This window comes from Sodalis-like secondary symbiont of Drepanosiphum platanoidis (assembly GCF_964059955.1).
GTDB lineage: Bacteria > Pseudomonadota > Gammaproteobacteria > Enterobacterales > Enterobacteriaceae.
Genome location: NZ_OZ060924.1, coordinates 138,804 through 163,332 on the forward strand (window position 1 = coordinate 138,804; position 24,529 = coordinate 163,332).

At 16.8% G+C, this 24,529-nt stretch carries 21 protein-coding genes; 7 read left to right on the forward strand and 14 right to left on the reverse strand.

Features of this window, described 5'->3' with window-relative positions; all coding sequences use genetic code 11:
- Positions 1–1,062 carry an LPS export ABC transporter permease LptG gene (gene lptG / locus AB4W47_RS00580; protein WP_367670704.1) on the forward strand — a complete coding sequence of 354 codons (1,062 nt, stop codon included), beginning with the start codon at positions 1–3 and terminating at the stop codon, positions 1,060–1,062.
- Between the two features lie 280 nt (positions 1,063–1,342).
- Here the strand turns inward: lptG and AB4W47_RS00585 are convergent, their stop codons facing one another.
- Positions 1,343–1,960, reverse strand: a complete 618-nt coding sequence (locus AB4W47_RS00585) for a riboflavin synthase subunit alpha (protein WP_367670705.1) — start codon at positions 1,958–1,960, stop codon at positions 1,343–1,345.
- A gap of 210 nt (positions 1,961–2,170) precedes the next feature.
- Between AB4W47_RS00585 and AB4W47_RS00590 the strand changes: the two genes are divergently transcribed.
- Positions 2,171–3,544, forward strand: coding sequence for an MATE family efflux transporter (locus AB4W47_RS00590; RefSeq protein WP_367670770.1), 1,374 nt, complete (start codon positions 2,171–2,173; stop codon positions 3,542–3,544).
- A gap of 11 nt (positions 3,545–3,555) precedes the next feature.
- On the opposite strand, the gene mnmE is transcribed toward AB4W47_RS00590, so the two are convergent.
- From mnmE to rpmH, 5 genes are all read right to left on the reverse strand, one after another.
- Positions 3,556–4,929: a tRNA uridine-5-carboxymethylaminomethyl(34) synthesis GTPase MnmE gene (gene mnmE / locus AB4W47_RS00595; RefSeq protein ID WP_367670706.1), complete on the reverse strand. Its 1,374-nt coding sequence runs from the start codon at positions 4,927–4,929 to the stop codon at positions 3,556–3,558.
- A gap of 78 nt (positions 4,930–5,007) precedes the next feature.
- Positions 5,008–6,624 (reverse strand): membrane protein insertase YidC, encoded by a 1,617-nt coding sequence (gene yidC / locus AB4W47_RS00600; RefSeq protein ID WP_367670707.1) that lies wholly within the window; start codon positions 6,622–6,624, stop codon positions 5,008–5,010.
- A 44-nt stretch (positions 6,625–6,668) separates the two neighbouring features.
- Positions 6,669–6,878 (reverse strand): membrane protein insertion efficiency factor YidD, encoded by a 210-nt coding sequence (gene yidD, locus AB4W47_RS00605; RefSeq protein ID WP_367670708.1) that lies wholly within the window; start codon positions 6,876–6,878, stop codon positions 6,669–6,671.
- The gene (gene rnpA / locus AB4W47_RS00610; RefSeq protein WP_367670771.1) at positions 6,857–7,117 is read right to left on the reverse strand and encodes a ribonuclease P protein component; all 261 of its coding nucleotides are present in this window, start codon (positions 7,115–7,117) and stop codon (positions 6,857–6,859) included. The genes yidD and rnpA overlap by 22 nt, the downstream gene beginning before the upstream one ends.
- A gap of 84 nt (positions 7,118–7,201) precedes the next feature.
- Positions 7,202–7,345, reverse strand: coding sequence for a 50S ribosomal protein L34 (gene rpmH / locus AB4W47_RS00615; protein WP_367670709.1), 144 nt, complete (start codon positions 7,343–7,345; stop codon positions 7,202–7,204).
- Between the two features lie 539 nt (positions 7,346–7,884).
- Here rpmH and rho point away from each other — a divergent pair.
- Together rho and rnt are read left to right on the forward strand one after the other, a co-directional pair.
- The gene (rho, locus tag AB4W47_RS00620) at positions 7,885–9,144 is read left to right on the forward strand and encodes a transcription termination factor Rho (protein WP_367670710.1); all 1,260 of its coding nucleotides are present in this window, start codon (positions 7,885–7,887) and stop codon (positions 9,142–9,144) included.
- Between the two features lie 402 nt (positions 9,145–9,546).
- A complete protein-coding gene (rnt, locus tag AB4W47_RS00625) occupies positions 9,547–10,203 on the forward strand; it encodes a ribonuclease T (protein ID WP_367670711.1) in 657 nt (218 codons plus the stop codon).
- Between the two features lie 51 nt (positions 10,204–10,254).
- On the opposite strand, the gene grxD is transcribed toward rnt, so the two are convergent.
- From grxD to tsgA, 3 genes are all read right to left on the reverse strand, one after another.
- The gene (gene grxD / locus AB4W47_RS00630; protein ID WP_367670712.1) at positions 10,255–10,563 is read right to left on the reverse strand and encodes a Grx4 family monothiol glutaredoxin; all 309 of its coding nucleotides are present in this window, start codon (positions 10,561–10,563) and stop codon (positions 10,255–10,257) included.
- A 94-nt stretch (positions 10,564–10,657) separates the two neighbouring features.
- On the reverse strand, positions 10,658–11,419 hold the full coding sequence (tpiA, locus tag AB4W47_RS00635; RefSeq protein WP_367670713.1) for a triose-phosphate isomerase: 762 nt from the start codon (positions 11,417–11,419) through the stop codon (positions 10,658–10,660).
- 108 nt (positions 11,420–11,527) lie between these two features.
- A complete protein-coding gene (gene tsgA, locus AB4W47_RS00640; RefSeq protein ID WP_367670714.1) occupies positions 11,528–12,706 on the reverse strand; it encodes an MFS transporter TsgA in 1,179 nt (392 codons plus the stop codon).
- Positions 12,707–13,143: 437 nt separating this feature from the next.
- On the opposite strand from tsgA, the gene cysS reads away from it, so the two are divergent.
- On the forward strand, positions 13,144–14,511 hold the full coding sequence (gene cysS, locus AB4W47_RS00645) for a cysteine--tRNA ligase (RefSeq protein ID WP_367670715.1): 1,368 nt from the start codon (positions 13,144–13,146) through the stop codon (positions 14,509–14,511).
- 48 nt (positions 14,512–14,559) lie between these two features.
- Here cysS and folD read toward each other — a convergent pair whose 3' ends face one another.
- Both folD and AB4W47_RS00655 read right to left on the reverse strand, forming a co-directional pair.
- Positions 14,560–15,417: a bifunctional methylenetetrahydrofolate dehydrogenase/methenyltetrahydrofolate cyclohydrolase FolD gene (gene folD / locus AB4W47_RS00650; RefSeq protein WP_367670772.1), complete on the reverse strand. Its 858-nt coding sequence runs from the start codon at positions 15,415–15,417 to the stop codon at positions 14,560–14,562.
- A 255-nt stretch (positions 15,418–15,672) separates the two neighbouring features.
- Positions 15,673–16,383: a UDP-2,3-diacylglucosamine diphosphatase gene (locus tag AB4W47_RS00655; protein WP_367670716.1), complete on the reverse strand. Its 711-nt coding sequence runs from the start codon at positions 16,381–16,383 to the stop codon at positions 15,673–15,675.
- A 234-nt stretch (positions 16,384–16,617) separates the two neighbouring features.
- Between AB4W47_RS00655 and priA the strand changes: the two genes are divergently transcribed.
- The gene (gene priA, locus AB4W47_RS00660; RefSeq protein ID WP_367670717.1) at positions 16,618–18,819 is read left to right on the forward strand and encodes a primosomal protein N'; all 2,202 of its coding nucleotides are present in this window, start codon (positions 16,618–16,620) and stop codon (positions 18,817–18,819) included.
- Positions 18,820–18,900: 81 nt separating this feature from the next.
- On the opposite strand, the gene secA is transcribed toward priA, so the two are convergent.
- The gene (gene secA / locus AB4W47_RS00665) at positions 18,901–21,546 is read right to left on the reverse strand and encodes a preprotein translocase subunit SecA (RefSeq protein WP_367670718.1); all 2,646 of its coding nucleotides are present in this window, start codon (positions 21,544–21,546) and stop codon (positions 18,901–18,903) included.
- Between the two features lie 367 nt (positions 21,547–21,913).
- Between secA and AB4W47_RS00670 the strand changes: the two genes are divergently transcribed.
- Positions 21,914–22,429, forward strand: coding sequence for a DciA family protein (locus AB4W47_RS00670; RefSeq protein ID WP_367670719.1), 516 nt, complete (start codon positions 21,914–21,916; stop codon positions 22,427–22,429).
- A 51-nt stretch (positions 22,430–22,480) separates the two neighbouring features.
- Here the strand turns inward: AB4W47_RS00670 and lpxC are convergent, their stop codons facing one another.
- On the reverse strand, positions 22,481–23,374 hold the full coding sequence (gene lpxC / locus AB4W47_RS00675; RefSeq protein ID WP_367670720.1) for a UDP-3-O-acyl-N-acetylglucosamine deacetylase: 894 nt from the start codon (positions 23,372–23,374) through the stop codon (positions 22,481–22,483).
- A 183-nt stretch (positions 23,375–23,557) separates the two neighbouring features.
- Complete coding sequence (gene rsmH / locus AB4W47_RS00680) at positions 23,558–24,505, reverse strand: 16S rRNA (cytosine(1402)-N(4))-methyltransferase RsmH (protein WP_367670773.1); 948 nt, start codon at positions 24,503–24,505, stop codon at positions 23,558–23,560.
- Between the last annotated feature and the right edge of the window lie 24 nt (positions 24,506–24,529).

The window sequence follows — 24,529 nt, forward strand, 5'->3', positions numbered from 1 at the left end:
ATGTTTTTAATTTTAGAAAAATATATATGTTCTATAATATTAAAAATTAATTTAATAATACTATCTGTACTAATTTTTTTATCTGGAATTATTAAATTTATTGAACAATTAAAACAAATAGGAAAAGGAAAATATTTTATTAGTTCTGCAGGATTATATACTATTTTAAGTATTCCAAAAGATATTCAAATATTTTTTCCAATGTCAATTATGATTTCAACAATGTTTGGATTAGGATTTCTTATTAAAAAAAATGAATTAATAATTATGCAAACATTAGGTTTTAGTCGTATACAAATAATTCGTTCTATTATGAAAGTAATTATTCCTCTTATATTTATTAATATGATTATTAATGAATTTATTACACCATCTATAGATCAATTAGCAAGAAAATATAGAACTAAAATGATGTATAACAATTCTATAATTTCTATTAAAGATGGTGTATGGATTAAAGATAAAAATAAATTTATTTTTATAAAAAAAATAATAGAAAAGAATAAACTTAGAGATATTCATATATATGAATTAAATTTATATAAAAAAATAATACGAATATATAATGCGAAAAGTGCAATTATTTTTAATAAAATATGGAATTTATCAGAAGTTACAGAATATATATTTAATAATAAAAAAAAAATTTATTATAAAAAATATTTTTTAAAAAAAATAAAAACTTCAATTACTTCTAAAAAATTAAATATAGTTTTATTAAAACCAGAATCTCTTTCTATTTATCAATTGTATAATTATATAAAATATCTTAATAAAGATAAACAAAATTCTATTCAATATCAAATACATATGTGGAATAAAATTTTTTCACCTATTTATATATTTATAATGGTATTAATGGACATTTTTTTTATTATTGGATCTATTTTTGTTAAAAAAAAAATTTATATAAGAATTTTTATTGGAATTTTTTTTGGATTTTTATTTTATATAATAACTCATATAATTGAATATATAATATTATTTTATAACATTTCTCCAATATTAGGAATATTTTTACCTATTATAATAATTTTTTTTATTATATTATTTTTATTTTAAATATAAATATTATATATAATATATATTTATATGAATTTTATATATTATATATATAATTAAATTATATATTTAAAAAAATAATAATTTTATTAATTAAATATATTATAAAATAATAATTATTTAAATATATTTTTAATAAAATTTTAAAAAATATTATTTAATAACAATTAATTAATTTATAATTAAATTTTTATAAAAAAATATTTTAATAATTTTATAATTATAAAATTATTAATTTTTTAATTAAATTTTTTTAAATATTTATTTAAAATATTTTATTTTAAGTATTTTTTTTTAATAAAATGAATTTTTCTACTGTATCAACAATTATTTGAGTTTGTAAATCTATTTCAATATTAACTTTATCTCCACATTTTTTTTTACCTAATGTCGTTGTTCTTAAAGTTTCAGGAATTAAACAAACAGAAAATAATGATTTTTTTATATTATTAATTGTTAAACTAATTCCATCTATACTAATATATCCTTTATAATAAATATATTTACATATATTTTTTTGAGAAATGTTAAACCATATAATATAATTATTATTTTTATTTAAAATTTTATTTATTATTGCTGTACAAATTATATGTCCAGATAATAAATGTCCTCCAATTTCTTCTCCAATTTTTGCAGATCTTTCTATATTTACAAAATCTCCAATTTTTAATAATCCTAAATTTGTTAAAGTTAAAGTTTCTTTTGTTAAATCAAAACTAATAATTTTATCTTTTATATTAGTTACTGTTAAACAACATCCATTATTTGATATAGAAGCACCAATAGATAATTTTTTTAATAAAAATTTTTTTATATTAATTTCATATGAAGAAAAATTTTTTTTATTTTTTATTGAAATAATTTTACTAGTTGATTGAATGATTCCTGTAAACATATTATTCCTTATATTTTTTTAATAAAAAAATTAATTAAATTTTATGAAAACAATTTTTAAACATATTTATATAATATATGATATAATTTATTTTATAAATATATATATTTAATCATATATATTTTTTTTTAAAAATAAAATTTTTAAAATATAAAATTTTTTATAAATTTATTAATATTTAAATATAAATGGTAATTAATAATGAAAAATGTGAAAAAATATTTTAAGGAAACGCAAATAATACTTTCTTTAGCGATTCCAGTAATTTTTTCTCAATTTTCTCAAACTGCAATGGGAGTTGTAGATACAATTATGTCTGGATCAGTAAGTGCAATTGATATGGCTGCAATTGCAGTTGGTACTTCTATATGGCTTCCTATGATACTTTTTGGTCATGGTTTAATTATGGCTTTAACTCCAGTTATTGCACAATTGCATGGATCAAATAAAAGAAAATATATTAATAATCAAATAAAACAAGGTTTTATAATATCTATTGGTATATCTATTATAATTATGATATTACTATATAATAGTAGATTTATTATAGGTTATATGCCAGATATAGAAGAGGAATTGTCTAAAAAAGCAATTTTATTTTTAAGATATTTATTATGGGGTACTCCAGGATATCTTTTTTTTCAAGTTTTAAGATCTCAATGTGAAGGTTTATCACAAACAAAACCTGGAATGTTAATAGGTTTTTTTGGTTTTATTATTAATATTTCTATAAATTATATATTAATTTATGGAAAATTTGGTACATATGCTTTTGGTGGAGTTGGATGTGGAATTTCTACAGCTTCAGTACATTGGATAATGTTTTTATTATTGAAATTTTATACTAAAAAATCAAAATATTTTTCTGATTTATATGTTGATAATATTCCTTTTAAACCAAATTGGATTATTATAAAACGTTTATTATCATTAGGATTTCCTGTTGCATTATCTTTATTTTTTGAAGTAACTCTTTTTGCTCTTGTAGCTTTATTAATTGCTCCTTTGGGAATAATTGAAGTAGCTGGGCATCAAATAGCACTGAATTTTAGTTCATTAATGTTTGTTCTTCCTTTATCTATTGGAGTATCAGCTACTATTAGAGTAGGATTTCGTTTAGGAGAAAAAAAAGTAGAAGAAGCACATATAAGTGCACATACAACTTTATTTATAGGTATAATATTATCATGTTGTACAGCTTTATTTACTGCAATCATGAGAAAAAAAATTGCATTATTATATAATAATACACCAGAAGTTGTTTCTGTTGCTTCTCATTTAATGTTATTAGCTGCATTATATCAATTATCAGATTCTGTGCAAGTAATAGGAAATGGAATTTTAAGAGGATATAAAGATACTAAATCAATATTTTATATTACTTTTTCATCTTATTGGCTTTTAGGACTTCCATTTGGATATATATTAGCATTAACAAATATTATTTGTCCAGCTATGGGTCCTAGTGGTTTTTGGATAGGATTTATTATAGGACTTACATCTTCAGCTATTTTAATAATGTTAAGAATGATATGGATACAAAATCAAACTAAAGAACAAATATTAAAAATGTCTTCTAAATAAATTTTATAAAATTATTTTCCAATACAAAATTTAGAAAAAATTTCTTTTAATAAATTATCTGAAGTAAATTTTCCAGTAATTTTATTTAAATATTTTTGTGCAATTTTTAATTCTTCAGATAAAAATTCAATTTCTATATTTTTTTTGAATTTATTTTCTATATTTTTTAAACAATTAAAAGATTTTTTTATTAAAGAAATATGTCTTTGTCTTGCTAAAAAAACTCCTTCTAAATTATTAGAATTTAGTATATTTTTTTTTAAAAAATTTTTTAATAAATTAATATCTTTAGAAGATTTAGCAGATAATATAATAATAGTATATTGTTTATATTTTTTTATATTAAAATCTTTATTTATTAAATCAGACTTATTAATAATAATAATTAATGGAATATTTTTTGGAAATTTTTTTAAAAATTTTTTTATAGATTTATTAAAATAAAAAATATTTTTTTTAAAAAACATAGAACTTTCTTCTATAAAAAATAAATAATCTGCATTATTAATTTCTTTCCATGATTTTTTTATCCCAATAGATTCTATTATATTAGATACTTTTCTTAATCCTGCAGTATCAACAATATTAATGCATACATTATTTAAATAAATAAATTCATGTAATATATCACGTGTAGTACCAGGAATATTTGTTACTATAGAAGTATCATGTTCTGATAAAGAATTCATTAATGTAGATTTTCCAGTATTAGGTCTACCAGTTAATACTATTTTTATTCCTTCTTGAATTTTTTTACCTTGATATGAATCTTTTATAAGAATAGTTAACTTATTTATTAATTTATTAAGAAATTTTTTAAATTTTTTTTTTGAAAATATTTTTGTATTTTCTTCTGGAAAATCAATTATATATTCTATAAATTTTCTCATTGATATAATATTTTTTATTAATTTATAAATTCTTTTAGAAAAAAGTCCATTTAAAGAATTAATTGATGCTTTAGCTGCTTGGATTGAATTTGATTCAATAAGACCAGAAATAGCCTCTGCTTGAATTAAATCAATTTTATTATTTAAAAAAGATCTAAGAGAAAATTCTCCAGGATTAGCAATTCTTGTATTAGATATTTTTAAAATTTGTTTTAATAAAATATTTAATACTATTATTCCTCCATGACAATGAAATTCTAAAATATCTTCTCCAGTAAATGAATTAGGACGTGGAAAAAATAATACTATACCTTTATCTATAACTTGTTTTTTTTTTTTAAAAAAAGTTAAATATTCTGCATATCTAGGTTTAGGTATTTTTCCTAAAATAAACAAAGATATTTTTTTTACTTTATTTCCAGATATACGAATAATTCCTACTCCTCCTTTACCAATAGGAGTAGCTATAGCTACTATAGTTTTATTACTATACATAAGTAATGTTTCTTTTTTTAAGAAATTAAAAAATATTTAAATTTATTTTAAATAAATTTAAATATTTTTTATATGAATTTATTTTTTCCAAAAATTTAAACCTTTTTTATCAAGATTTTTATAAATTATATATTGTTGTATAATTGTTATTAAATTACTTACTATATAATATAACACTAATCCTGATGGAAACCAAAGAAAGAAAAAAATAAAAATTATTGGAGTAAACATCATAATTTTTTTTTGTGATTGATCAGAAGATGTAGAAGGAGAAATTTTTTGAATAAAAAACATGGTTAAACCCATAAAAATTGGTAAAATATATAAAGGATCTTTATCTGATAAATCATATATCCATAAATAAAAAGGTGAATGTCTCAATTCTATAGAACTAGAAAGAACATAATATAATGATAAAAAAATAGGCATTTGAATAATTAAAGGAAAACAACCTCCAAGAGGATTAACTTTTTCTTTTTTATATAACATAATTATTTCTTGACTTTGTTTTTGTTTATCATTTTTAAATTTTTCTCGTATAAATAATAATTTTGGATGTAAAATTTTTATTTTTGCCATAGATATGTATTGAGATTTAGTTAAAGGATACATAATAATTCGTATAATTAGAGTAATTAATATTATTGATAAACCCCAATTATTAACATAATAATTAATAAATTTTAATAATTTAAATATTGGTTGAGAAATAAACCATAACCATCCATAATCAACAGTTAAATCTAAATAAGGAGCTGTTTCTTTCATTTTTTCCTGTATTTCTGGTCCAACCCAAAGCTTAGATATAAATTTATAAGAAGATTTTGGAGGTATAATTATAGTTGAAGATCTAAATCCAATAGATACATAATTTTTATTATAATATTTACTATAAAAAGTATTAGTACCACTATTTAATGGTATCCATGCTGTAGCAAAATATTGTTGCAACATAGCAATCCATCCATTATTTGTTTTAATTTTTAAATTATTATTTTTTATATTATCAAAACTATATTTTTGATATTTATTTAAATCTGTAGAATAAGCAGCACCTCTATATGTATGTAATGAAAATTTATTTAATTTTTTATTATTTTTTATAGGTAAATTATAAGATTGAATAAGTTTTCCAAAAAATTTTACATTTATTGAATTTTTACTTTTATTATTAATATAATGATTTACTTGAATTGCAAAGTCATTTTTTTTAAATAAAAAAACTTTTTTATAAATTATTCCATCAGGAGATATATATTTAATTGGTACTAATAAATTATTTTTTTTCTTATTAAGAACATAATTTTTTTTTTCAGAATGATATAATTTAGATTTATTATTAATTTTTTTATTACTAATATCTTTTATTTCACTATTAGCTTTATATACAAAATTTTTATTACATTTTAATAAATGTATAGGTTTTAATGATTCAATTTTATCTTTATAATTTAATAAAAAAACATCTCTAATATTTCCACCATTCATATCTATTAATACAGATAAAACATCAGTTTTTACTTTAATAAAATTATTTATTTTATTTATTTTTTTTTTAAAATTATTAGATAAATTATATAATTTAGATTCATTAATTTTATTTTTTTTTATATTATTTAATTCAAAAGATTGCCATATTAATAAAAATATAAATAATATTGTTATAAAAATAATATTTCTTTGAGAATCTGTCATAATAGCTCTCTATTTTTTATTATATAAATTATATATAAAATATTTTATTTAAAAAATCTATTACATCTAATTATTCTAAGAAAAATTAAATATAAACCTTTTATTATTCCAAATTTATTAATTGATTCAATACTATATTGAGAACAAGTTGGATTAAAAATACATCTAGATTTTAAAAATGGACTAATAATTATTTGATATATTTTAATAAAAAAAATAAATATTTTTTTTATTAAAAATAATATTGATTCCATAATATTTCTAATATTTTAAATATATGTTTATTTTTTATATTTTTTAATTTTGAATTTATTTTAATAATAAAATCCATATTTGGTAAATTATTTTTTTTAATTCTAAAACTTTCTCTTACTATTCTTTTGAATTTATTTCTATTAAATGACTTATTAATATATTTTTTACTAACACAAATTCCAATTCTTGGATTTTTAATATTATTTTTTTTTCCATAAATACAAATATTTTTTTTTATTTTAAATTTTTTACAAAAAAAAAATAATTTTTTTTAATTAAACGAAATTTTTTATTAAAAGATAAATTAGACATTTTAAAAAATTTATTTAGTAGATATTGTTAATTGAAATCTTTTTTTTGCTCTACGACGAGATAAAATTTTTCTTCCATTTTTTGTTTTCATTCTAGCTCTAAATCCATGATTTCTTTTTTTTTTTAAAATAGATGGTTGAAATGTACGTTTCATATATTGCCTAAAATTAATTATTATATTAAAATTTTTTATAATTTTATTTTTATATAAAATATATAAAAATAAAATAATTATTAATTTTTTATTAAAATTTATATAAAATTAATATAATAATATTTATTTTATTAAAAATAAAAATTTTTAAAATTTTTTAATAAAAAATAATTTATAATTAATAATTAAATATTAATTTTTTTAAAAAAATTATATATTTTTTTTAAATAAAATTATATTATATATAATTTGTATTAAAGTGCAAGGAAGTATATTATTTATTATATATAATTTTAATTATATTTTTATAAAAATATTTTATATTAAATAAAATTTAAAATAAAATATTTTTATTAAATAATTAAATTTATATACTAGAAATTTATAAACAAATGTGATAAAATAATTTGCTTATTTTTTATAAAATTAAATATATTTTTAATTTTTAATTTAATGATTTAAATAAAACTTTATTTGTACTCAATTATATATAAAATATTTAGTACTTTGATATACTTCAAGTTTAAGAACCCACCATTATGAATCTTACCGAATTAAAAAATATGCCGGTTTCTGAATTAATTGTTCTCGGCGGAAATATGGGGCAAGAAAATCTTGCTCGTATGCGTAAACAAGATATTATTTTTTCTATTTTAAAACAACATGCAAAAATTGGAGAAGATATTTTTGGAAATGGTGTTTTAGAAATTCTTCAAGATGGATTTGGTTTTCTTAGATCTAGTGATAGTTCATATTTAGCTGGACCAGATGATATTTATGTTTCTCCTAGTCAAATAAGAAGATTTAATTTACGTACTGGAGATACAATTTCTGGGAAAATTAGACCTCCAAAAGAAGGAGAGCGTTATTTTGCTTTACTTAAAGTTAATGAAGTAAATTATGATAAACCAGAAAATTCTAGAAATAAAATACTTTTTGAAAATTTGACTCCTTTACATGCAAATTCTAGATTAAGGATGGAAAGAGGTAATGGATCAACAGAAGATTTAACTGCAAGAGTATTAGATCTTGCATCACCAATTGGTAGAGGACAAAGAGGATTAATAGTTGCTCCACCAAAAGCAGGAAAAACTATTTTATTACAAAATATTGCACAAAGTGTTGCATATAATCATCCTGATTGTGTATTAATGGTATTATTGATTGATGAACGTCCAGAAGAAGTAACAGAAATGCATAGATTAGTTAAAGGAGAAGTAATTGCTTCTACTTTTGATGAACCATCTTCTAGGCATGTACAAGTTTCTGAAATGGTTATAGAAAAAGCTAAAAGATTAGTAGAACATAAAAAAGATGTAATTATTTTATTAGATTCTATTACAAGATTAGCACGTGCATATAATACAGTAGTACCAGCATCTGGTAAAGTATTAACTGGAGGAGTAGATGCTAATGCTTTACATAGACCTAAACGTTTCTTTGGTGCAGCAAGAAATATGGAAGAAGGAGGAAGTTTAACAATTATTGCTACAGCTCTTATTGATACTGGTTCTAAAATGGATGAAGTAATTTATGAAGAATTTAAAGGAACAGGTAATATGGAATTACATCTTTCACGTAAAATTTCTGAAAAACGTGTATTTCCAGCTATTGATTATAATAGATCAGGAACACGTAAAGAAGAATTACTTTCTACACAAAATGAATTACAAAAAATGTGGATTTTAAGAAAAATTATTCATCCAATGAATGAAATTAATGCAATGGAATTTTTAATTAATAAATTATCTATGAGTAAAACAAATGATAAATTTTTTGAAATGATGAAAAGATCTTAATTTTTAATTAAATTTATAAATTTAATTAAAAAAAATAAATAAAATTTTATAAAAATATTTAATAAATAAAATTTATTTAAAATTTTATAAATTTTATAAAAAAATAAAATTAATTAATATTAAAATTATATAAAATAATTAAAATAAAAATTTATTAAAAATATTTTATTATAATTAAAAAATTATTATTAATTAATAATAATTTTTTAATATATAAATTATTTATTTTTTAAATTTTTAATATTTATACATATAATTATTTTAATTTATTTTTATAATAAATAATTTTTTAATTTTAATAAAAATAAATATTTTATAAATTTATTTTAATAAATTATTAATTTTTTATACAAAAACTTTAATTTAAATATATTAATATATATAATTCTCATAAAATTAAATATGATTATAAATAATATAAATAATATTCGTAATAGATTTAGAGGATTTTATCCAGTTATAATTGATATAGAAACTGCTGGATTTGATCCAAATAATAATCCATTATTAGAAATAGCAGCAATTACTATAAAAATGAATAAATATGGATGGATTTCAATAGATAATATAATTCATTTTCATATTAAACCTTTTTCTGGATCTTTTTTAAAAAAAGAAGCATTAGAATTTAATAAAATAGATCCAAATAATCCATTAAGAGGTGCTGTAAAAGAAATTACAGCAATTTCTAAAATTTTTAAAATTATTAATAAAGAATTAAAAAATCAATTATGTAATAAAGCAATTGTTGTTGCTCATAATGCTTCATTTGATCATAGTTTTTTAATGGCTGCTATTACAAGAGTAAATATAAAAAATAATCCATTTCATCCTTTTACAATGTTTGATACTGCAACTTTAAGTGGAATACTTTTAGGTCAAACTGTTTTATCTAAAGCATGTATAGTAGCTGGAATTAATTTTAATAATTCAGAAGCTCATTCAGCTTTATATGATGCTCTTCGTACTGCTGAATTATTTTCTGAATTAGTAAATAAATGGAAAAAATTTGGAGGATGGCCTATTTCTTTTTTTTCAAAAAATAAAAAAAATAAATAAAATTTTTATATTTTTTATAAAATTTTTTAATCTTTTAAAAAAATTTTTATACTATTTTTTTAAAAGATTAAATAATGTATTATTTTTATGCATTTCTGTAACAATATCACATCCACCAATTAATTTTCCAGAAATCCATAATTGTGGAAAAGTAGGCCATTGTGAAAAAATTGGTAATTCTAATCTAATATCTTGATGATCTAATACATCTATATATGCAAATTTTATATTATAAGTAGAAATTATTTTAGAAACTTTAGCAGAAAAACCACAAAGTGGAATTTTAGGAGATCCTTTCATATATAATATTATGAAATTTTTTGAAATTTGTTTTTTTATTTTTTTTATTGTTAAATTCACTTATTAATCCTTAATTAATATTATAATTAAATTTTATTTTTATATATTTTTTAAAAATATTAAATAAAATTTATTTATTATTTAATAAATATTATTATAAACATTCTTGTATATTATTTATTATAGATATAAAATTATTAATTTCAAGTGAAGATTTTCCAATTAAAAATCCATTAATATCTTTTTGAAAAAATAAATCTTTTACATTATCAATGTTAACAGATCCACCATATTGAATAATAATACTTTCTGATATTTTTTTATCATATTTTTTTATATATTTTCTTATATTTTTATGAACTTTTTGTATATGTTCTTTATTAGCTGCATGTCCAGTTCCTATGGCCCAAATTGGTTCATATGCTATAACAATATTTTTAAAAAATTTTATACCTAAATTATTAATTATACAAGAAATTTGATTTATACATGTTTGTATACTTTTATTAGAAATATATTCTTTTATATTTTCCCCAACACATAAAATAGGAGTAATATTATTTTTAATTAAAATATTAAATTTTTTTGAAATATATTCATAATTTTCTTTATGAAAATTTCTTCTCTCAGAATGACCAATAATAGAATATTTTACTCCAATATCTTTTAACATCTTAGCAGAAATTTCACCAGTAAAAGATCCATTTTCATGGATATCAACATTTTGTGAACAAAGAAAAATATTTTTTTTTCCTATAATTTTTTTTAAAATATTTAAATATATTATTGGAGGTGCAATAGCTATATTAATATTTTTAACATTATTAAATTTATTATATAAATTTTTTACATATTTTGTTAAAATATTTTCATTTCCATTTAATTTCCAATTAGCAACAATTAATGGAATTTTCATATAAAGTTCCTTATAAATTATTTATATATATTATAATTTATTTTTAATTTTTTATTAAAAATTTTAAATATTTTAAATAAAATAAATTTTTATTAAAATTTTTTAAAATTATTTATTAATTTTATAATAACTAAAAAAACCAAGTGTTAAACATAATAAAAATACTATTATATATAATATATTTGATATATATAATGCTGATTTAATTCCAAAATTATATACAAAAGGACCTGTTATTATAAATGTTAACATAGTTCCAATAGTTCCAAAAATTAAAATCATATTAACAATTATTGGAGATACTACTTTAGTTTGTTGTGATCCAAGTGTAATTATAGTTGTATATATAGAACTTGAAAAAAAACCTAAAAAACAAAGATAACTTGGAAACATACATAAATTTGTAGAATTAATTAAAAGATATATAATATATGAAGATATAGCAGTTAATATTGTAATAGTATATTGAAGATTAAAATAACGTAATAATATACTAAATACCCACATACCTATCATGTAAGAAGTCCAAAAATAACTTACTAATCTACTTGAATATTCCATTTTTACATTAAATTGAGATGTAACATATAAAGGAAGCCAAGAAATTAAACTTAATTGACCAAGAATATAACATAATGCAGATATAGATAATAAAATTATAGGAAAACCTAATTTTTCTTTAAAAGAAAATATAAATTTTAATTTAATTTTATTTTTTTTTTCTATAAAAGAAAAATCAGAAAAAATTGTTAAAATAAAAATAATAAAATATATTAAAGTAATACATATATAAATCCAATACCATTGGATATGATGTGAAATAAATATTCCTCCTAATATTGGAAATAAAGTACCAGCCATACTAAAAAAAGAATCTGTTAATAATAATTTTGATCCTCTAATTTTTCCTTTATATAAAATTGTAATTAAATAAGTTCCAATTGACATAGTTATTCCACTAACTAATCCAAAAATAAACATAGAAATAGAAAATAAAATTAAATTTTTTGCTAAAATTAAATTAATTGTAGAAACTACCATTAATATAAATCCAAATATTAATTCTTTTTTTAAAGATATTTTTTCCATTAACCAAGAATTAATAAAAATTGCTGTTAAAATACCTGCATTTAAAAAAGTAAATGTATTGCTCATTTTTGAAATAGATAAATTAAAATAATTTGCAACATTTTCAAGTATTATTCCTGTTACAATAACTAATGCACCAGTTAATCCATATGATAAAAAACTAATCCAAGTTAATTTTAATAAATTGTTTTTATTCATTTAATTTCCATTAAATTATTTATTAATTTTTAAAAAAAATAATTATTTTTATATTAATTTTATATTAAAAATATTAAAATATTATTTACATAAAAAATAATTAAAATTATATTTAATATAATATTTTTAAGTTATATATATTTTTTTATAAAATTCATAAATTAGTTGAAAATATTTTTTATTAAAAATTTTTTATATATTTGATATATAAATTATTTTAATTAAATATATTAACATATTTTATATTTTAATAAAATTTGAATTATTAGATATTTTTTATAAAAAAAATATATTAATCTTAATTATTTATAAAAATTTTATTTATATAAAAAATATATATTTTTAATTAAAAATTAATTATATTTTTTATTAAAAATTTTTTATATATTAATATATTAATTTTTTAAAAAAATAATTATTTTATATAGGAGTATTTTATGTTAAAAATTTTTAATACACTAACTAAAAAAAAAGAAAAATTTAAATCAATATATTCAAAAATTGTTAATATATATGTATGTGGTGTAACTGTATATGATTTATGTCATATTGGTCATGGAAGAACTTTTGTAATTTTTGATATGATAGTTCGTTATTTTAATTATATTGGATATAAAGTTAATTATATAAGAAATATAACTGATATTGAAGATAAAATAATAATACAATCAAATAAATTAAAAAAAAATATTTATCAATTAACAAATGATATGATTTATGAAATGCATAAAGATTTTGATAAATTAAATATACTTAGACCAACTTTTGAACCTAGAGCTACTAATAATATAAAATATATAATTAAAATTATTAAAATATTATTAAAAAATAAAAAAGCATATATAGCTCCAGATGGAAATGTATTTTTTTCAGTTTCTAGTCAAAAAAATTATGGTAATTTATCAAAACAAAACATTTTTAAATTAAAAGAAGGAATTAGAATAAAAAAAAATTTTAATAAAAAAAATTTTAAAGATTTTATTTTATGGAAATTATCTCCTTTACAAGAACCTAGTTGGGATTCACCATGGGGAAATGGACGTCCTGGTTGGCATATAGAATGTTCTTCTATAAATTATAAGTATTTTAATTCTCATTGTGATATACATGGAGGAGGATCAGATTTAATTTTTCCTCATCATGAAAATGAAATAGCACAATCATTTTCTATAAAAAATAAATCTTGTGTAAATTTTTGGATTCATAGTGGTACTATTATTAATAATAATAAAAAAATGTCTAAATCATTAGGAAATTTTTTATATTTAAGAAATATAATGAAAAAATATCATCCTGAAGTTATAAGATATTTTTTTATGTCATCACATTATAGAAATAATATTTCTTATAAAGAAAATGAATTAATTAAATCACAAAATTCTTTAAAAAAACTCTATACTGTATTAAATAATACAAATACAAATATTAAACCTTTTGGAGGAGATATTTTTATTAAAGAATTTAATAAATCTATGAATAATGATTTTAATACTCCACAAGCATATTGTGTTTTATTTAAATTAGTAAAAAAAATTAATTATATGAAAAAAAAAGAATCAAAGTTAATAAATGGTTTATCATCTACTTTAAAATATCTTGGTCAAATTCTTGGTATTTTTAAAGAAAATCCAAAAAATTTTTTAAAAAATTTTACAAAAAAAAATAATAAATATATAATTAAATTAATTAAACAACGTAATATTGCAAGAGAAAAATGTCAATGGGATATATCAGATAAATTAAGAAAAAAACTTTTATCTATGGGTATTTTTATTAAAGATAAATCATATAAAAAAAATATTTAAAGTATATTTATATATTTAAATTTATATAAAATTTTAATAATTTTTTAATTAAAATTTATTATATTTTTCACAAATTAACAAAATATTTTGAATTAATGAAATAACTGTCATTGGACCAATTCCTCCAGGAACAGGAGTAATATAAGAAACATTATTTATAGCATTTAAAAAATCAACATCTCCTACTATTTTACCAGAATTTAATCTATTTATTCCTACATCTATTACAATAGCTCCTTTTTTAATCCAATATCCAGGAATAAAATTTGGTTTACCAACTGCTACAATTAATAAATCAGCTTGTTTAATATGATATTTTAAATTATTAGTTAAACTATGTGTAATAGTAACTGTACACCCAGAAATTAATAATTCTAAACTCATTGGTTGTCCAACAATATTTGATTTTCCAACTATTACTGCATGCAATCTTGATATTTTTATTTTATAATATTTTATTAATGTTATAATTCCTAAAGGAGTACATGGATGTATTATTGGATTATTTTGACATAATTTTCCAATATTATATGGATGTAAACCATCTACATCTTTATATGGAGATATTTTTTCAATAATATTATTTTTATTTATATGTTTTGGTAATGGATATTGAATAAGTATTCCATCAATATTTTTATTATTATTTAATTTATTTATTAATTTAATTAAATTATATTCATTTATATTTTCAGATAAATTATAAATAATAGATTTTATTCCAACTTCATTACAAATTTTTTGTTTTTTTTTAATATAAATTTTTGAAGGAATATCATTTCCAATAAGTATTGCTGCAAGAACAGGAATTTTTTTATTTTTTTTTATACGTTTATTAATTTTTTTAGTTATTTTATATTTAATTTTTTTAGATACATATTTACCATCTAAAATTTTTTTATTTATTTTCATACATAATCTTATTTGAGAAATAATTAAAATAAAATTTATATAATTTTATTTTAATTATTTAATTTAATAATTATTAAATTAATATATTTATATTTTTTTAAAATTATTTTAAAAATTTAATTTTTTAATAAATATTAATAAATATAAATAATGTTTATTATTTAATAAATATTAAAATATTTTAAAATATATATATTTACATATATAAAAAATATTTTTTTTAATTAATAATAATTTTTTTATTATAAATTAAAATAAAAAATTAATTAATTTTATTTTTGATTTTGTAATATATATAGCAGATCCATTATTTTCCCATGATCCTAAAACAGCTCTATAAAAAATTTTATTTTTATTTTTTAATATAAAAATATTTTTTTGATGTATATGACCATGAATCATAATATCAAAATTTGTTTCATTAAATATTTTTAAAATTTTTTTTTCATTAATTTTTATATTAAATTTATATTTTTTTTTTAAATTAGATTTGTTTTGAATTTTTTTAAATATTTTTAAACGCAAATATAATGGAAGACGTAAAAATATATTTTTTAAAAATTTAGATCTTATTATATATCTAAATATTTTATATGAATAATCATTAATACAAAGAGAATCACCATGTAATATAATTATTTTTTTATTTAAAAAATTAATTATTTTTTTTTCAGGTAATAAAATCATTCCACAAGATTTTGCATAATATTTTCCAATTAAAAAATCATGATTTCCTGGAATAAAATAACATGATATACCTCTGTTTTTTAAAGAAAAAAGTTCATGAGCAATTTTTTTATATAATATATTTTTATAATCGTCTCCAATCCATACATCAAATAAATCACCTAAGATATATAAAGATTTTATATTATTTAAAGAATATTTAAGAAATTTTAAAAATTTTTTAATTGTTATTGGATTTTTTATATTAAGATGTATATCTGATATAAAAATCATAAATATTTTATCCAAAAATGTTTAAAAATTTTATTACAAATATTTTAAATATTTTTAAAAAAAGATTTAAAATATATGTTTAAATTATTTTTTAAATAAAAAAATAATTAAAATAAATTTTTTATTAAAAATAATGATATATATCATATTTTTTATATAAAATTTTATTTTTATATAAAATTAAACTTTATTAATATTAATTTTAAAAATATTAAATAGTTATGGAACTTATATATGTTAATTGTAAAAGTAGCTCTTCCTATTCCATTAATTAATACATTTGACTATGTAATTATTGAATATGATAATATTTTATCTGGTATAAGAGTTAAAGTACCTTTTAAAAATAAAGAATATATAGGTATTATTGTAGATATTTATACAAATAAAAATAATTTTTTTAAAAAAAAATTAAAAAAAGTTATTAAAATTTTAGATAAAAAACCCTTATTTTCAAAAGATATATGGTCTATGCTTTTATGGTCTGTTAATTATTATCATTATCCAATAGGAAAAATTTTATTTTATTCATTACCTATTTTATTACGTAAAGAAAATTTTTTTAAAAAAGAAAAACCATTAGAATGGTATTTTTTAAATAAAAAATCAAATATTGATTTAACAAAATTAAAAAATGCACCTAAACAAAAAAAAGCTTTATTAAGATTAATAAAAGGACCTTTAAAAAAAAATCAAATAAATAAATTAGGATTTTCAAAAAAAATATTTCAAGAATTAGAAAATAAAAAATTATGCTATATTAAATTTTTATCATTAAAAAATGATATTTATATTTCAATTTTTAAGAAAAAATATAATAATCTTTTTTTAAAAAAAAATAATAATTTTGATTTAAAAGATTTTTTTAAAAAAATTAATAAATTTTCTGTATGGTTATTATCTCAAAATATATTTTATATTAAAATTAAAATGTATTTAATAATTTTAAAAAAAATATTTTTAAAAAAAAAACAAGTTTTATTTCTTGTACCAAAAATTAGTTTAATATTACAAATTTTTAATATTTTAAATAAGTATTTTTCTATATCTATAGCAATATTTCATTCTAAAATTAATAAAAAAAAACAACTTTCTATATGGTTAAAAGTAAAAAATGGAAAATATTGTGTTGTTATAGGAACTAAATCTGCTTTATTTATACCTTTTAAAAAATTAGGAATAATAATAGTAAATGAAGAACATGATTTTTTATATAAACAACAAAATGGATGGCTTTATAATGCAAGAGATCTTTCTATTTTACGAGCACGTATAAAAAATATACCTATAATATTAGATAGTATAACTCCATCCTTAGAAACATTATATAACATTAAAAAAAAAAAATATAATAAATTTTATTTTTTTAATTTAAAAGATAAATCATATTTTTATAAAAAAAAATTAATAAATATAAAAAAAAAAATATTAATAAATGGAATTTCTAATGAACTTTTAAAAAAAATCAAAAAACATATATTTTTTGGAAATCAAGTTCTTATTCTTTTAGAAAGAAAAAAATTTTCTAAAATATTATTTTGTTGTAAATGTAATTATATTTTAAAATGTTTATTGTGTAATAATAATTACAATTTACATAAATATAATAAAAAATTATATTGTTATAATTGTAATTTTCAAGAAAAAATTTTTAAAACTTGTCCACAATGTTTATCAAAAAAATTTATTAAAGTTGAAATAGGTACAAAACAAATAGAAAAATTTTTAAAAATAAAAATTCCAAAAATACCAATTATAAGAATAGATAAAGATAAATTTTTTTGTCAAAAAAAAATTAAAGAAAATTTAAAAAAAATTAAAGAAAATAAATATAGAATTTTAATTGGAACTAATTCTTTAGTAAAAGAATATTATTTTCCTTATGTAACTTTAGTTGGTATTTTAGATATTGATAATATGTTATTTTCAAATGATTTTAGATCATCTGAAAAATTTTCTCAAATATATACACAAATTTCTTTAAAATCTTCTCAAATAAAAAAGAAAGAAATATTATTACAAACTAATTATCCAAATCATCCATTATTAATAAAATTATTAAAACTTAAATATAAAGAATTTTCTTATATTATTTTAAAAGAAAGATTTTTAACAATGTTACCTCCATTTATATATCATATTTTATTTTATTCTGAAGATTCTTATAACATATTTTCAAAATCTTTTCTTAAAAAAATTAAAAATTTATTAAATAAAAATATTTTTATCAAAAAAAACTTTTTTAGAGTAATTGGTCCAATACCAGCTTTTTCTTTTAAAATTAATGGAAAATTTCGTTGGAATTTATTAATATCTGGACATAATAGAATACATTTAAATTATTTAATAAAAAAAAATTTAAAATTTATTTTAAAATTACCAGAAATAAAAAAAGTAAAATGGATTATTGATGTTGATCCTATTTCAATAAAATAATTTTTTTTAAATTAAAATATATTTATTTTTTTAATAAATATTAAATATTAATTTATTAAATATTTTTAAAAATTAAATATATTAATATATTTGTCCATGACATCTTTTAAATTTTTTATTAGAACCACATGGACATAAATCATTTCTTTTAATATTTAAATTTTTATTTTTATAGAAAAAAATATTATTTATTAAAGTTTTTTCTTTTTTATTTATATTTTTATTATTTGTTTTTTTAGATAAATTTTTTTGTATAATACTTAATTTACTAATTATTTCACATTTTAATAAATTTAACATTTTATTAAACATTTTAAAAGATTCTATTTTATATTCTTGTTTTGGATCTTTTTGTGCATAACCTCTTAAATGTATTCCTTGTCTTAAATAATCTATAGCAGATAAATGATCTTTCCAATAATCATCTATTACTTTTAACATAATTTTTTTTTCTAAATCATGTATATATTTATTATGTTTCCAATTTTTTTTAAATTTTTTAATTAAATTTAATATTTTTATAAATAATTCTTTTCTTTTTATATATTTATCATTAATCCATTTTTTTATTGGTATTTTTATATTAAAATTATTTTTAATTTTTTTTTGTAAACTATTTATTTTCCAATTATTTTTTTTACATTTTTTAGGTATATATAAATTAAATAAAAATAAAATTACATCTTCATAAATATTATCAATAATTTTTTTAATATTTTTAGATTTTAATAATTCATTTCTTTGTTTATAAATTGATAATCTTTGATCATTAGCTATATCATCATATTCTAATAATTCTTTTCTCATTTCAAAATTTCTATTTTCAACTTTTGCTTGAGCATTAGCAATAGCTTTAGTAACAAGTGGATGTTCTATAGCTTCTCCTTCTTTCATTCCTAATTTTTTCATAAATTTAATAATTTTTTCTGAAGTAAACATTCTCATTAAAGGATCTTCCATAGATAAGTAAAATCTAGATGATCCAGGATCTCCTTGTCTTCCAGATCTACCTCTTAATTGATTATCTATTCTTCTTGATTCATGTCTTTCAGTTCCAATAACATGTAATCCTCCTATAGATATAACTTTATTATATTGTTTTATATATTTATATTTTATAGAATTTTTTAAAAAATTATTTTCTTTTTTTAATAAGGAAATTTCATTTTTATAATTTCCTCCAAGAACAATATCTGTACCACGTCCTGCCATATTAGTAGCTATAGTAACAGATTTAAGTTTACCTGCTTGAGAAATAATTTCTGCTTCTTTAGAATGAAATTTAGCATTTAATACTTTATGAGGTATATTAATTTTTTTTAATTTTTTAGAAATTATTTCAGATTTTTCAATAGATATTGTTCCAACTAATACTGGTTGATTTTTTTTATAACAATATAATATATCTTTAATTATAGCTTTAATTTTTTCTTTTTCAGTTATATAGACTAAATCTGGCATATCTTTTCTTATCATAGGACAATTTGTAGGAACTACAATAGTATCTAATTTATAAATAGAATTAAACTCAAAAGCTTCAGTTTTTGCAGTTCCAGTCATACCAGATAATTTTTTATATAATCGAAAATAATTTTGAAATGTAATAGATGCTAAAGTTTGATATTCGTTTTGGATTGGAACATTTTCTTTTGCTTCTATTGCTTGATGTAATCCATCAGACCAACGTCTTCCATGCATAGTACGTCCAGTATGTTCATCAACAATTATTATCATTTTATTTTTTACAATATAATCTATGTTTTTTATAAATAATACATGTGCTTTTAAAGCAGATATAATATATTGCATAAGTATAATATTTTTTGAAGAATATAAAGATTCTTTTTTTTTTATAATTTTATTTTTTATCATAAGTTTTTCAATAAAAATCATTCCATTTTCTGTTAAATCAACTTGACGATTTTTTTCATCTATAAAAAAATGTCCATTTCCTTTAAAAAATTCAGAATCTTCTTTTTTTTGTAAAATAAGACTAGGAATCATTTTATTAATTTTTTCATATAAAATAGAACTATCTTCAGATGGACCAGAAATTACTAATGGTGTTCTAGCTTCATCTATTAAAATAGAATCTACTTCATCAATTATTGCATAATTTAATTTACGTTGTACTTTATCATATTGATTTAATACCATATTATCTCTAAGATAATCAAATCCATATTCATTATTAGTACCATATGTAATATCAGAAGAATATGCAATACGTTTTTCTTTTATAGATATATTTGGTAAAGTTATTCCAGTAGTTAATCCAAGAAAATTAAAAAGAGGTTTATTATTTTTAGAATCTCTTTTAGCTAAATAATCATTTGCAGTAACTATATGTACTCCTTTTTTTGTTAAAGCATTTAAGTAAGCTGGTAAAGTAGATGTTAAAGTTTTTCCTTCTCCAGTTTTCATTTCAGCAATAGAACATTCATGTAAAACAATACCTCCTAATATTTGAACATCAAATAAACGAATACCAAAAATTCTCTTAATAACTTCTCTTACTGTAGCAAAAGATTCAGGTAATAAATTATTAATATTTTCTTTATTTTTTAATCTTTTGCGAAATAAAACAGTTTGATTTGATAATTGATCATCATTTAATTTTTCTATTTTTTTTTCTAAAAAATTAATTTGTTTTATTATTTTATTCATTCTATTTAACATTTTTTTATTTTTTGTATAAAAAAGTTTTTTTATAATTTTTTTAAACATAATTAAATAATTTCTCTTAATAATAATATAATTAAACATTTTTTTAATATTTATATTTTTTATAAAATTTATATAAATTTAAAAAAAATAATAGTTTATTTTTTATTTAAAATATATAATAAAATTATATTTTTTAAATAAAAAATATAATTTTATTATATATTTTTTTATTATTTATTTTAAATAAATTTTAAATTTATTTAAAATAAATTTTTAATATTTTATATATAAAAAAAATTAATTAAATTAAAAATTTTATTAAAAAATTATTAAAATAAATTTTATAATATTAAAATTTTTATATAATTTATATATAATTTATAAAAATTATATAAAAAATAACAGTTATTTAATTTTAAAATATTTTATGCATAATAAAAAACCATATCCTATTTACTTTTTTTTTACAAAAAATAAAAAATTATCTAAAGAAAGTTTTTATTTAGAAAAAATTAAAAATCATTCTTTAATGCTTTTAAAAATAACTTGTTTTCTTAAATTTATACTTCCATTTCCATTAAAATATAAATTTCGTGTATTAAATATTAAAAATAAAATTCTTTTTTTAGAAACATCTAATTCTGCTTGGATGACAAGACTTAAATTTGAAAGTATTAAAATTTTATTTTTGTTAAAAAGTAAAATTTTACCATCTTTATCTTATATTGATATTAAAATAAATCCTGATATTGAAATAAAATCAATAATTAATAATAAAATAAATATTTATAATTTAAAAAATAATAAAAAAAATAAAATTTATAATAATAAAAAAATAACTAAAAAAAGTATAAAATCAATTTTATATGTTTCAAGAAACAATAAAAATAATTTAAGTATAGTTTTAAAAAGAATTGCAAATATTATTAAAAAAAATATTTAATTTTTAAAAATATTTTTATTTTTATTAAAAATTTTTTAAATATTATATTTTTTAAAAAATTGAAAATGGATTATTTAAATTATCTAATTTAATAAATTTCCAAGATTTTTTAGATTTTAAAATAGTTCTTAATAATTTATTATTCATTTTATGACCTGATTTAAATGCACTAAAAGATCCAATAATATTATATCCACACATATATAAATCTCCTATAGCATCTAATATTTTATGTCTAACTAATTCATTTTTAAAACGAAGTCCATTTTTATTAATAACTTTATAATCATCAAGAATAATTGCAGAATTTAAATTTCCACCAAGTATTAAACCTTTTGATCTAAGATTTTTTATATTTTTAACAAATCCAAATGTACGAGCAGGACTTATTTTTTTTATAAAATTATTAGAAGAAAAATTAAAAAAATAATTTTGAACATTTATATCAATAGCAGGATGATTAAAATCAATAGTAAAATTAAAAGTAAAACCATTAAAAGGACTTAATTTTACCCATTTATCTTTATCATTAATAATAATAGTTTTTTTAATTTTTATAAATTTTTTATCAGTTTTTAATTCTTTAATTCCAGATTTTAATAAAAGATATATAAAAGGAATTGAACTTCCATCCATTATAGGAATTTCAGGACCATTAACTTCAATTATAATATTATCAATACCGAGTCCTGAAAGTGCAGCATGTAAATGTTCTACAGTAGAAATACGTACATCATAATTATTTATTAAACAAGTACAAAAAAAAGTATTTTTTACAAGATTTGCATTAACTTTAAAATCAACATATGGATTTAAATCAATACGTCTATATATTATTCCGGTATTTTCTAAAGCAGGTTTTAATATTAAAGTTATTTTTTTTCCTGTATGTAATCCTATTCCATTTGTTTTTATAATATTTTTTAATGTTCTTTGTTTAATCATTATAAATCTCAATGTAAAAATTAAATTTTTAAAAATTTAAATAAAAATTTATTTTATTAAAAATATTTTTATATTTAATTTATTTTTAATTTAAATAAATTTTTAAAATTTATTTAAAAATTAATTTTATAAAATTTTATATAAATTTTATTTAATTTTAAATTTTAATTTATATATAATATTTTATATTTTTAATTTTTCTGCTGATCTTAAAATAGCACTACGTGATCTATAATTAATAGATATTTCTTTTTTTGAAGGTTTTTTTTTACCTAAATATTTAATTTTTAAAATATTTTTATAATTATTTTTAATTTCTAATTCAGTTAATGGTAATTTTTTAATAAATAAAGGTAATTGACTATATTTAATCATAAAATTTTTAACTATTTTATCTTCTAAAGAATGAAAACTAATTATAGATATTCTTCCATATGGAGCTAATAATAATAAACTATTTTTTAAAATTATTTTTAATTCTTCTAATTCATTATTAATAAAAATACGAATAGCTTGAAATGTTCTTCTTGCTGGATGTTTATATTTGTTCCAACATGGAATTGAATTAATAATAATTTTTGATAATTCATTAGTTCTAGTAATTTTTTTTATTTTATTTTGTAAAAAAATTTTTCTTGCAATTAATTTTGCAAATCTTTCATTTCCAAAATTTTTTAATACCCAACAAATTTTTTTTTCTGAAGCAGAATATAACCATTTAAAAGCAGGAATTCCATTATTTTTATCCATTCTACAGTCTAATGGTCCATCTTTTTTAAAAGAAAAACCTCTTGTAGAATCATCTATTTGAATAGATGAAACTCCTAAATCTAATATAATACCATTAATTTTTCCTAATAAATTATAATTTTTCATATAATTTTTTAATAAAGAAAAAGTACTATGTATTACATGTAATCTTTTGTCTTTAATTAAAGATGCTATTTTTATTGATTCAATGTCACGATCTATTGAAAATAATTTACCATCATTATTTAATTTAGATAAAATAAGTTTTGAATGACCTCCACCCCCAAAAGTAGCATCAATATATATTCCACTTGGATTTATATTTAAACTTTCAATAGATTCTTTTAATAAAACAGTATTATGATTATAATTTTTCAAAATTTTTTTTATTTTTTATATTAAAAT